We start from the raw sequence: 12,281 nt of genomic DNA, 5'->3' as shown, positions 1-12,281 counted from the left end.
AGAGTCCTAGGGTCATCTGGTGATACAGATGGTTCACTCAAAAGCGGTGAACAGCGCTTCATACAGCTTCACGTCGCACGGGCATTTCTGAGTTAGCTACCCACCAACAAAACCCAAATCGAAGAGATAAATAGCAGGTGTGAACGCGGCTGTGACCTTCGACAGCAAGGACGCTGTCGCAGAGGCTATAGGGACATACTCGCGCCGTGTCACAGAAGTGTTTACATATTAGGCGAGCCGCAGGCTATAAATTACAATGAAGCAAAAATTATAAACACACTACCCAATACCAAATCAGCCAAAAGTTACACCAGAAAATGTATTAAGCCTTCATTCGAAGGCTAGCAAGTTTTGGGGTATTTCCTTAATAAGCACTTAGGATAAATGAAGTAGAATAAAGGCATTTATCGTATTAACGCTTCTGGTTTTTGTTAATTTGTCAGACTATGGTTATCTTATGTCACTGTATGCTTTCAGCGACAACAACGAAGAAAGATCAGTAGTCGAAGCCGGGTTGGGCTTTAATACCGTGATCAAACGCATGCTTGATCGATTGCACCTCACTCACTGTATCTGCCAGCTCGATGATAGCCCTATGACACGCCCTGCCGGTAATAATCACGTGCTGCATTGGCGGGCGATTCTTCAGTGCCTCTATGACTCTATCGACTTCGAGATAGTGATAGCTCACCATATAGGTCAGCTCATCGAGCATAAGACAATCTATCGACTCATCTTTGAGTAGTGCTTCGGCGGCAGCCCAGGCACTCTCGGCGGCTTGAGTATCTTTGTCTCTATCTTGGGTTTCCCAGGTGAAGCCGGTGCCCATCACATGAAATTCCACCCCGGCGCCTTCGAGTAAGGTACGCTCGCCACATTCCCAGTTACCCTTAATAAACTGTACTACCGCAGACTTTTTACCGTGACCGACACTGCGCGCTATGGTGCCAAACCCCGAGGTAGACTTGCCTTTACCATTCCCCGTAAGCACTAAGAGAATGCCCTTCTCTTCTTGAGCAGCGGCAATCTTGGCATCGACAGTCTGCTTGACTCTTTGCTGCCTCTGCTTATGACGCTGGGCTTTTCTCTCTTCCTGGCTCATCTGTTGCTCTTCATCAATTGAATTCGAGTCTTGGTTATTATCTGGCATAATATTTCCCGTATTTTTATGTAGGACCGGCTCTAGCCGGGAGATTTGATGCAAACTAAAATCGCAGCTAAAGCGGCTCCACCGACTAGCCTCTAGGTTCTAGGTTTTAGATCCTAGTTCCTAAAATTTGCGCTAATTTATCCATATCTAAATCTTTCTCTAACTGATCGGCAAATCGATTCAACTGCTGATCGCGAATGGCATCTATGTCAACGGGGTCGGCATCCGACATGCCGGCCCATTTCAGTAATATTGCACAGGCATCGGGTGAGTCGAACAGGCCGTGCAAGTATGTCCCCAACACTTGGCCGTCTTCTGAGAGCAAACCGTCACTGAACGAGCCTGAAGCAGACTCGTCTTCAACTCTTGGATCCATCGTCGATAAGCTCAGGGGCTGAAGTTGGTCTTCGGCTTGATTTTTGAGTAACAGGGATTGGCCACAATGGATCTCATAGCCTTTCACCTCGGCCTGCTCACCGAGTAACGAGAGCAGACCTGTCACCTGGCGCAGGACTTTCTTGGGTTTGAGCTCAGTGACCAAGGGCAATAGCCCCAGTCCTTCACTCTCTCCTGACTCGCCTTCGACGCCGCTGGGATCATCGATAAGCAGGCCAAGCATCTGATAGCCACCGCAGATCCCCAGCACCTTACCGCCGTATCTCAAATGCTGCTTTATGCCGATATCCCAAGCTTGCTCTCGTAGAAATTCCAGATCGGCGCGGACATTTTTACTGCCGGGCAATATGATGAGATCCGCTTGCGGTAACACACCAGGCTCAGATTGACTCTCGGCTTGGGTCTGCAGGGATACATAGTTAAATTCAACATGGGGATTGAGCCGCAGAGGATCGAAATCGGTGTGATTGCTGATCCGCGGGAAGACGAGGACTAAGACCTTGAGCCTGGTCGGTGTCGATTTGTTGGGTGCCGGTGTGAGTGCATCCTCGGCGTCTAAATGCAGATCGTGCAGATAAGGCAGCACACCCAAAACAGGCTTATTGGTGTAGGCTTCTAGCCAGTCTAACCCCGATTGTAGCAGGGCGATATCGCCGCGAAAACGGTTGATTACGAAGCCTTTGACTCTGGCCTGCTCAGACTCAGACAATAATGCTAAGGTGCCCACCAGATGGGCAAACACGCCACCTTTATCGATATCGGCAATGATGATCACGGGACAATCTACCGCTTCGGCGAACCCCATATTGGCGATATCACCTTCACGCAGGTTGATCTCAGCCGGACTGCCCGCCCCTTCTACCATCACCAGCTCATAGGCATGGGTTAGACGCGAAAACGAATCCAACACGGCAGACATGGCCTTGACCCGATAACCGGGCAGGTATTCATCTCCACTGCCATCCCCCTGATCTTGATGCAGACCGAAGAAAGTCTTAGCCTCCATCTGGTCCAGTGCCTGGCCCTGAACTATCACCTGAGCACCAGTATCTGAGCTAGGCTTAAGCAAGATGGGATTAAAATCAGTGTGCAGGGGTAAACCACAGGCCACCGCCTGTAATGCCTGGGCACGGCCTATCTCACCACCATCGGACGTTACCGCACTGTTGAGTGCCATATTCTGTGGTTTAAATGGGGCTACTCGCCTACCCTTGCGGGCAAATAAGCGACACAGGCCAGCGACTAAGGTGCTCTTACCTGCATCGGAAGTGGTGCCCTGCACCATAAGGACACGGGCCGCGCCCATCTTTGGATCGATCGTGTTATTAGAGTTCATCTTGTTCTTTTTATTTAGTATGAAGCCACAGGCTGTAAGGTTTTTAGAAGCCATAAATACTGAGACACATGAAGAATACAAGCCTTCTTAACCCCTAACCTTGTTTGCTTTATTTTAATCTACTGGCTAACAGATTGGATTCCGGCCATAAGCATGCCGGAATGACCAATTAAGCATGCCGGAATGACCAATTAAGCATACCGGAATGATGAATTAAGCATGCGGAATGACGAATGTAGAGAGCCTCCAGCTTTCGCTTAAAGCTTACTTGCTTGAGCCTTCAATCTTTCTCTTAAAGCTTATAGCTTTCTTAGCTTTTATCCCTTCAATTTCATGGGAATTCCAGCTGTCACTAGGGTCACTGTATCCGCTATAGCGGCAATATCTTGATGCAGCCAACCCGCTTCATCTACGAAGCGGCGATTAATCTTCCCCAGGGGCACAATGCCGCAGCCAACTTCATTGCTGACCAGATAAATCTCACCGGGTAATTCGGTTAATACCGAGAGTAAGGCTTGCTTCTCGTCGTTCCACTTACGATCGAAATCGGTAAATACCGTCGGAGAATCTTCGAGCATCAAGTGATTGGTTAACCAGAGTGTCAGGCAGTCGACCAAGAGCACCCTATCTTCTCTGGCATATTGACTCAGAGTTTCCACCAGATTTAACGGGGTCTCGACAGTTATCCAGTCTAGGCTATCAGCCTCTCGGTCAGCTTTATGACGAGTAATTCTGTCATTCATCTCATCATCTAAGGCCTGAGCCGTGGCAATATAGACACACTGATAACCATTTTCGCTACATGTCTTGGCCGCAATAGCGGCATAACCCGTCTTACCGCTGCGGGCCCCACCGAGTACCAGATGTATCATGTTATACCTCCTGAGATGCTCTATATAAATAGCGCTTATAACCGCTCTCACCACAGACCAGATAACAAGCTTGCTCGTCCTGTAACCCATCAGCTAACACTAGAACAATCATGCTAGGCTAACTAACAAGAGCATATAAAATACCAGCTCAGAGACTTGTTGTGCTGCGCCTAACGTGTCGCCAGTATAACCACCTATCTGTCTTCGAAAAGCCGTCACCAATAACCAGCGAACTAGAAATAAACTGACTGCTATCAGTATGGCTGACCCCAGACCACTAAGCCATAACGCCAGTGCTGCTGTGACCAGTAAAATGACGAGTTCATTGGTGGTTTGGCTTTCGGCTAATGGCTTACTCTTGCTGCTGTTATCTTCGCTGACATAGGTTTCCGAAAAAATAATACTCCCGGCCAACACGCGGCTGAGGCAGTGCCCCAGAATGAGTGCGACTATGACAAGTTCAGCATCATATAGCGCCAGTTCAATGAGCAAGCTGTACTTTAATAGCATGGACAATACTAGGCTTACCGCACCATAGGTGCCGATGCGAGAGTCTTTCATAATTCTCAGCTTATCGGCAACCGTCCAACCGCCACCGAAACCATCGGCGGTATCGGCCAGAGCATCTTCATGAAAGGCCCCTGTCACTGCCACACCCGCGATCATAGCCAATATTATGCTGATTGATGTTGGCAGAACAGTCAGGCTGAGTTCATACACCAGAGCCGAGATGGCCCCCACGAGTATTCCAACCAAACCAAAATACCTGCTGGCCTTATTGAGAGTATCGGCATCGACTTTGACCCAAGCCGGCATAGGGATACGGGTAAAGAAGCCCATAGCGATAAAAAACAGCGTTAGCTCTCTGCGTAACACGTCCATAAATAATCCTTTAATAGAAGGCCCTAGAACCTAGCAATTGAAACCTTCTTTCTAAATCTCTATGCCTGCATCGCTGAAGCTGGCCATCTCATTATAGAAACCCGCTGCGGCCTGGATTATAGGTAGCGCCAATGCCGCACCGCTTCCTTCACCCAACCTCATGCTTAATGTCAATAAAGGCCTGGCCTGAAGGTGGTCCATCATCAAGCAGTGCCCTCGCTCATCTGACTGATGGCCGAAGATCATATAATCACGTACATTGGCATCGATCTGCACCGCAACCATGGCAGCCGCTGTAGCGATGAAACCATCGACCACGACTAACATGTTTCTTTCCGCCGCGGCTAACATGGCGCCCGTCATCTGCACTATCTCAAAACCACCTAAACAGGCCAGAATATTCATGGGGCTGGTCAATTCGGCCTGATGAAGTTGCAAGGCTTGCTCGACCAGAAGGCGCTTTCTGTCCAGGGTCGCTGCATCTATACCTGTGCCGCGACCGACACATTCGGCCCCCTCCACATTCATTATGCTGGCCATAATTGCCGCCGCCGATGAGGTATTGCCGATGCCCATCTCACCTAAGGCGATTAAATTTGTCCCTTGTTGATGATGATATTCGATTCGGTTACGAGCCATCTCGAAGCCTTGCTTTACCGTATCTAAGGTCATAGCGGGCTGCTTGTGAATGGGGTTTGTTCCCGCCCCTAATCTCTGTTCGATAATACCTTCAACACCTTCGAGAGGTTGCAGGATGCCGCAATCGATCACCTCTAACTCGAAACCTACTTGGCGACAGAAGACATTGATCGCGGCGCCGCCCTTGATAAAATTCATCACCATCTGGCTAGTCACGTCGCTGGGCGCTATCGAGACCCCAGATGCCGCTATGCCATGGTCAGCGGCAAAAACCAGCAGTTTAGGCTTGACGATTTTTGGCTTATCCTTGCCTAACACTCGTGCCAGTTGCATAGCAAGAGTTTCCAGCTCACCCAGAGCACCTAATGGTTTGGTCTTATTGTCGATCTTATGCTGGATCTCTGCATCGAACTCATGACTCAGCGGACTAATATCAAACATTATCTACACCCTGTTAGTTTTCGTTATTCATTATTTTATAAAAGCAAAGACAGCTTCGCGGCTGAAGCCCTGCTACATCCTTCGCTAAAACCTTCGCGGCTAAAGCCGCTCCTACATCCTTCTTCGCGGCTGAAGCCCTGCTACATGCTTCGCTAAAACCTTCGCGGCTAAAGCCGCTCCTACATGCTTCGCTACATCCTTCGCGGCTGAAGCCGCTCCTACATGCTTCGCTACATCCTTCGCGGCTGAAGCCGTTCCTACATGCTTCGCTACATCCTTCGCGGCTGAAGCCGTTCCTACATCCTTCTTCGCGGCTGAAGCCGTTCCTACATCCTTCTTCGCGGCTAAAGCCGCTCCTACGTGGAGAGTATTATTTCCTACTTCCCAAGATGAACAGGAAGAAGATGCTGCCTATCACAGCAGTGATTATGCCTACGGGCAGCTCCTGATGACTCAGGATGGTCCGCGCGATTACATCTATCCACACCATAAACAGTCCACCGACCAAGGCCGTGGTGATCAGTGGAAACTGACCGGGAAATAGCATTCTCACGGTATGAGGTACCATTAAACCGATAAAACCTATGCCACCACAATTGGCAACGAGTATCGCGGTGATGATGGAGCAGAGCAGCAACATCTGCAGCCGCAATCGACTCACGTTTATCCCTAATGTATGGGCCGTTTCATCACCGGCTCTCATGGCCATTATCTTCCTCTTAAACAGTAAGATGATACCGGTACAGCCAGTGACGATAATAAAAGGCGCGATCAATCCGCTCCAACTGGCTTTCGAGAAGCTTCCCAGACTCCAAAACAGCACAGATGCCGCCGCCTGAGGGTCGGAGAAATAGAGTAACAAGCTGGTAAGCGCACCGAACATAAATGATATCGCCACACCAGAGAGCAGCATCCGCTCTATCTGGCTACTCATGTGTCGGCCACACAGAGCCAGCACCATAGCAACCGATAAACCAGCCCCCATAAATGCACCTAAGGGCAGTGTCATCCAGCTAAACTGTTCGAACAGCCCAGAGCTAGCAAACAGTCCTGAGCCGGTAAATAGCGTCAGCACAATAACCGCACCAAAAGAGGCTCCGGAAGAGATACCGAACAGATAAGGATCTGCCAAGGGATTGCGTGTCACAGTTTGCAGCACGCTACCTGCGATTGAGAGACCGGCTCCGGCAATAAATGCCAATATGACTCGAGGGAACCTCAGTTCCATCACTATCCGCTGAGTGATGCTAGAGACATCACCGACCCCAAATGCCTGATGCCAAACCACCTCTAAGGTGTCCATAAACGAGATGTTTGCGGCGCCGAAACTCGCGGCAAACATCAGACTCAGCAAGGATAACAAGCTCAGGGAAAATAAAATCCACTTATGAGCAAACAGCTCATGCCTTACCAGATCGACTTCACCGGTTTTCATTGCAATTGAATCAGTTTCCGCCCTTACAACGCCTGCGGGGAGCTTGATACTAGTCGTCATGGCCTGTGTCCTCGAGAGTAACTGAGCCAGTTTTATTAACCTGCCCCTGCTCGTAATTCTTGTCGTGACCCGTCTCATAACCCGTCTCATAACCCGTCTCATAACCATAGAAGTAACAGATCTGTGGATTGCCATGTTGAGGATGAGTCATGACATGGGAGCAGACACCGAAGACCTCGCCTATGGCCTGCTCTGTCAGCACCTCCTTGGGTGAACCGTAACTAATACACTTGCCCTCTTCGAGCAGAAGTAGCTTGTCACACATGGCGCTAGCGAGATTGAGATCATGAATAGAGGTGATCACAGTGATCCCGATTGAGCGCAGCAGCTCCATGATCTGGATCTGATAACGGATATCTAAATGATTGGTAGGCTCATCGAGGATCAGCAGTTTAGGTTGCTGTACTATGGCACGAGCGATCAAGGCTCTTTGCTTTTCACCGCCAGAGAGATGTTCATAATTCTGCCTAGCCTTATGAGTTAAGCCCACTTTTTCCAGCGCATCGGCTATCAACACCCGATCGGCCGAATTAGTCAACTCGAATGGGCCTTTATGTGGGGTCAAACCGATAGCCACCAGCTGCGCCGTGGTCAACTCGAAATGATGGGGCGTGTCTTGCAGCACTACCGCCACTTCTCTGGCGAATGCTTTAGAGGATAGATGCGTTATCTCTTGACCAAATAGCTGGATATGGCCGCTGTCAGGCTTGATATATCGATAGATGCAACGCAGCAAGGTCGACTTCCCCGCACCGTTGGGTCCGATAATGCCGAGCATCTCACCACGCTCGATGGAGAAGCTTATCTGCGACAGGATCGAGCGTGATTCGACCTGCCAGCTAAGATCGCGCACATTCAAGGCAAGCTCTGATGTGCCCTGTGACGTTAAGCCTGAAACTAATGACATCTATGTCTCCCCCGAGTTACCCGCTCGAGTATTATCGCGACAAAATGAGGCAGGTATCCTGACTGGTGATTAAAAAAAATTAAAAATCACTCACAGTTGCGGGCACAGTTTGGGCTTCGATAGCGCATATCTCATGCTGCTGAACATAAGCGATACGCTAGCGTCCCAATTCCCTTTTAAGTTTGAGTTAGCAATAAAGTGAGCACATTCGATTAAGTGGTCAGATTAGCTCTCAACACCTCATTTTGCGAACTTGAAACCTTCCTCTTAGAAGCTAAAAGGAATAAAAAATTTACATGACAAGTTCTAATGGGCGCTATTATGCCGATTTTATCCGCCTTAGCAAATTGTACCGGTGAAGTTAAATCGACTCAGGCAATCATTAGCAGGATTGAGCATTAGCAGGCATGCATTTCGATGCCCAGCACAGGAGTAGCCATGATTCACTATTACGCCTGTATGAAGCGAACTTAAAAAGCCTAGTCATCGCCCCAATGCAGCTTAGTGAAGTGGCCTTGGGGAGAGGTAAATACAGAGATCTTGACCACAGAGGCATAAGCCAACGACAGTTGAGTGTAAAAACCGGCCACACCACTCGCACCAAGGGCATTGGCCATCAAGTGTCTCATCACCCCAGCGTGAGTGATCAAGAGTAGCGTCTGTCCGTTATATTGATGCAAGATAGTCTGCCATAAGGCATCGACTCTGGACTCAAATTCAAGCATGGACTCGCCATTAGGCGGCGTCACGGCCCAGGGATCCTTCCAATAGCTTTCTATCATCTGAGCAGAGTGCTGATACAAACTTTCTATAGTCTCCCCATCCCAGTCACCAAAATTAACCTCCTTTAACCCTGCCTCCAGTGTTAACGGTACCCCATTTTTCAGGTTGAGATTGAGTGCAAACTCACTGCAGCGACGCAATGGAGATGAGAACATATGGTCAAACTCAACATGATGTCCCTCTACGAGATGCTCGATAGCACAGGTCATCGACGCTCGCCCCGTCTGGCTCACGACGACATCGGTATGCCCTCTGAGTATCTCGCCGCCTTCGCATTCGCCATGACGAAGAAGATAAAAAACCGTGGTGCGCTCTGGCTTATTCTCAATGCAGCTTTCGCTGTCGTGTTGAGATCCCTCAGACATATTCTCTCCTTTGCTGATTTATAGAACCTAGGCCATGATGTAGCCCCTAGCCTCTTGTTGCCAGAATAAGTCTAACTGTCAATATTCTGCGGAAAACGTATATGGTAACAGAGTCCATTGCCTGGCGATGTTTCGACGTCGACTTCCCCCTTGAGTTTCTGGGTCACCAGGTTGTACACCAGATGTGTGCCCAATCCACTGCCTCCCTGATTACGCTTAGTGGTATAGAAGGGATCGAATAGATTCTTCTCGCCATCTTCATCTAAACCGACACCATCATCGCTGTAATTCATTAATATTTGCCCCTCGCTGGCAATTATCTCAATAATGATCCGCCCCTCCTGATCGGGCATAAACGCATGCAGCAAGCTATTCATTATCAGGTTAGTAACGATTTGAGATAAGACCCCAGGATAGGTATTGCAAGTCAGTGTTGGTGAGCATTTTATTCCCACTTGGTGGGGGATTTTTTTCAACGCTGGCCGCAGAGACATTAGAATCTCATCCAAATACTCAGCCAATTTAAATTCACGTAATGCTTCACTGGATTGATCTACGGCGACCCGTTTAAAGCTCTGGATTAATGTCGAAGCACGGGCATTATTTTTGAGAATAATATCCATCGCCTCGGTGCAGGTCTGCATAAAACTCTGAAACTCATCTTCACTCAGGTCCCCGGCGACGAACATCTTCTTCAGTGCAACGACCTCATCGTGTAGGTGGGATGCAGCGGTCACACATACACCGATTGGCGTGTTGATCTCATGGGCTATTCCGGCCACCATCTTACCCAGTGATGCCTGCTTTTCTGTTTCAATCAGATGAGTCTGTGCCCTCTTTAGTTTATCTAAGGTCTCTTGCAGCTCACGGGTCCTGTCATCGACTATGCCCTCCATCTGCTCTGAGTATCGCATGGCTAGCAACTCATTCTCTTTCGAATAGTTAAGCTGTTGCCTCAACTGAGCCGGACTGATTTTCAACTGGGCCAGTAACTGACCGTAATAGCGATCTAAGGTGCAGACCTCTGACTCCGAATAAAGGTTAGACCGAGTCACCACCATATGCGCCACCGCCGCCCCAGTGATACCACTCAACTGCCTCTGTGTGGTTCGCTCCAGATTCGCCAGTTCCTGCACATTGATAAGGCTGACCTCATTCAAATCAGCCTCGGTCAGACAAGCTGCCAGTTTCTTCTCAGCATATTCAGGAGTCAGATACTGGCCAAATATGCCTTTGAGTAATTTAAGTTTGGGCTCAATGTCTATATCTCTGGGTAAGGTATCCATGATGGCTTCATCTTCCGCCACGCGCTCGGCCATCACATCCATAAATTCGGCATTGTAACGCTTCTCCACTCCGGACACCTTAGAATACAAACTGCCCAATACCAGCGCCGAGATGTTTGCTGCCATGGACCAGAAGGCGCCATGACTGATTTTGTCCATCTCGCTCCCCAGTAGATGCTCGGGATGCAGCCAAGCAATACCGAAAGGACCCGTTAACAAGATATCGGCATTGATCCAGCCGCTTTTCATTATCGCAGGTAAAATTAAACAATAGATCCAGATGCTAAAGCCGGCAAACAAGCCAGCAAATGCGCCTTTCGATGTCACTTGAGGCCAATATAAGCCGGCAATAACCAAGGGCAGAAACTGCAGCACGGCGCAGAATGAGATCATCCCCATGTTAACTAGCATGTAGGACTCTCCCAGATAGAGATAAAACATCTGCCCGGCCCCAAGTACGATAAATACCGCCAGCCAGCGAGACTGTAACAGATATTGGTTAAACCGACTGTCCGGTCTGAACCTCTGTATGAAAGGTAAAACCAAGTGGTTACTGAACATGGTCGACAGGGTCATTCCCGACACCATTAACATGGCCATAGAGGCCGAGAAACCACCGATAAATACGAATATAGTCAATAGCTCTTGCCCGGCTAACATGGGAATAGACAGCATGTAGCTATCCGCAGTCTCGGGCCCTAGTAACAACAGGCCAGCCGCCGCAATCGGCGTGACAAACAAGGTCATCAGAATAAGATAGACTGGCAGCCACCACTGGATTTTTTTAACGTGATTAGGATCTGGGTTCTCCACCACCATCACATGGAACTGGCGCGGCAATAACATGAAGGCTGTTCCGGCTAACAGTAGGTAACTAAACCAGGTGACAAATGCGGGCTTAGAAGACATTTTAGCGGCCGCCTCGGGCATCTGCTGCTCCAACTGAGCAAAGATATCCAGGGGAGAGTCGAACATCACGAAACAAACAAATACCCCGACGGTCAACATGGCTGCCAGCTTAACCACACCTTCTACCGCCAACGCCAACATCATACCTGGATGACGCTCGGTAGGATCCAGATGGCGAATACCAAACACTATGGTAAAGAGGGCGACGCCCAACCAAACCAGCCAGGCTATGGTGAGCTTAGCCTGGGTTTGCACCGCCAGAAGTAAATCGATAGACGTATTTATCGCCTTAAGTTGCAGGGCTAAATAAGGCACTATGCCTATCATGGCAACGAGCGCCGCAAGCCCTGCCAGCGACACGCTGCGATTATACCTGGCACAGAGAAAGTCGGCGATGCTGGTCACCCTGTAGATCTGCTTTATCAGCAAGATACGTTGCATCAAGGGCCAGATCACGATCATCAAGAGCGTCGGGCCCAGGTAGATAGACAGCATCAAGATACTGGAGTGAGTGGCAATACCTACGCTGCCGAAGAAGGTCCAACTGGTACAATATATGGCTAAGGACAGGGCGTAAACTGCGGCACTGGTGGTGAGTTTCTCGGCTCTTTCGCTACCGGATTCAGCCCAGGCAGCGATAGCGTACAGCAAGCCAACATAAGCCAGTATGATCAGCAGCAAACTCGTAGCACTAATCATGCTGTCACCTCAGCTGCAGGACTTGCGCCAAACACAAACCTCTTTGTTTGGTCATTAGCGGATTCAGCTCTATGATCAGGAACAGCAATAGCGTACAGCAAGCCAACATAAACCAGTATGA

The 12,281-nt window shown here is 49.2% G+C and carries 9 protein-coding genes and 1 riboswitch; all 9 genes read right to left on the bottom strand.

Translation table 11 applies throughout. The annotated features are described in order from the left end of the window. Nucleotides 1-496 precede the first annotated feature (496 nt). A complete protein-coding gene (gene cobO, locus HRU42_RS18685) occupies nucleotides 497-1,102 on the bottom strand; it encodes a cob(I)yrinic acid a,c-diamide adenosyltransferase (protein ID WP_295033326.1) in 606 nt (201 codons plus the stop codon). A 154-nt stretch (nucleotides 1,103-1,256) separates the two neighbouring features. Next, the gene (locus HRU42_RS18680; protein ID WP_295033323.1) at nucleotides 1,257-2,882 is read right to left on the bottom strand and encodes a cobyric acid synthase; all 1,626 of its coding nucleotides are present in this window, start codon (nucleotides 2,880-2,882) and stop codon (nucleotides 1,257-1,259) included. 317 nt (nucleotides 2,883-3,199) lie between these two features. Continuing rightward, nucleotides 3,200-3,754: a bifunctional adenosylcobinamide kinase/adenosylcobinamide-phosphate guanylyltransferase gene (gene cobU / locus HRU42_RS18675; RefSeq protein ID WP_295033321.1), complete on the bottom strand. Its 555-nt coding sequence runs from the start codon at nucleotides 3,752-3,754 to the stop codon at nucleotides 3,200-3,202. 108 nt (nucleotides 3,755-3,862) lie between these two features. Next, a complete protein-coding gene (locus HRU42_RS18670; RefSeq protein ID WP_295033320.1) occupies nucleotides 3,863-4,636 on the bottom strand; it encodes an adenosylcobinamide-GDP ribazoletransferase in 774 nt (257 codons plus the stop codon). A gap of 51 nt (nucleotides 4,637-4,687) precedes the next feature. Next, the gene (cobT, locus tag HRU42_RS18665) at nucleotides 4,688-5,716 is read right to left on the bottom strand and encodes a nicotinate-nucleotide--dimethylbenzimidazole phosphoribosyltransferase (RefSeq protein WP_295033318.1); all 1,029 of its coding nucleotides are present in this window, start codon (nucleotides 5,714-5,716) and stop codon (nucleotides 4,688-4,690) included. A 370-nt stretch (nucleotides 5,717-6,086) separates the two neighbouring features. Beyond that, nucleotides 6,087-7,151 carry an iron ABC transporter permease gene (locus HRU42_RS18660; protein ID WP_295033325.1) on the bottom strand — a complete coding sequence of 355 codons (1,065 nt, stop codon included), beginning with the start codon at nucleotides 7,149-7,151 and terminating at the stop codon, nucleotides 6,087-6,089. Between the two features lie 49 nt (nucleotides 7,152-7,200). Further along, nucleotides 7,201-8,118, bottom strand: a complete 918-nt coding sequence (locus HRU42_RS18655; RefSeq protein WP_295033316.1) for an ABC transporter ATP-binding protein — start codon at nucleotides 8,116-8,118, stop codon at nucleotides 7,201-7,203. Between the two features lie 30 nt (nucleotides 8,119-8,148). After that, a riboswitch (cobalamin riboswitch) is annotated at nucleotides 8,149-8,340 on the bottom strand. Between the two features lie 257 nt (nucleotides 8,341-8,597). Then, nucleotides 8,598-9,266 carry a histidine phosphatase family protein gene (locus tag HRU42_RS18650; RefSeq protein ID WP_295033315.1) on the bottom strand — a complete coding sequence of 223 codons (669 nt, stop codon included), beginning with the start codon at nucleotides 9,264-9,266 and terminating at the stop codon, nucleotides 8,598-8,600. Nucleotides 9,267-9,337: 71 nt separating this feature from the next. Beyond that, nucleotides 9,338-12,160 carry a sensor histidine kinase gene (locus tag HRU42_RS18645; protein ID WP_295033313.1) on the bottom strand — a complete coding sequence of 941 codons (2,823 nt, stop codon included), beginning with the start codon at nucleotides 12,158-12,160 and terminating at the stop codon, nucleotides 9,338-9,340. Nucleotides 12,161-12,281: the final 121 nt, after the last annotated feature.

Origin of the sequence: Shewanella sp. (assembly GCF_013214165.1) — a bacterium.
In the GTDB taxonomy this organism is placed as follows: Bacteria; Pseudomonadota; Gammaproteobacteria; order Enterobacterales; family Shewanellaceae; genus Shewanella.
The sequence above is the reverse complement of the archived record's forward strand: the minus strand, read 5'-3'. Positions and strand labels throughout refer to the sequence as shown.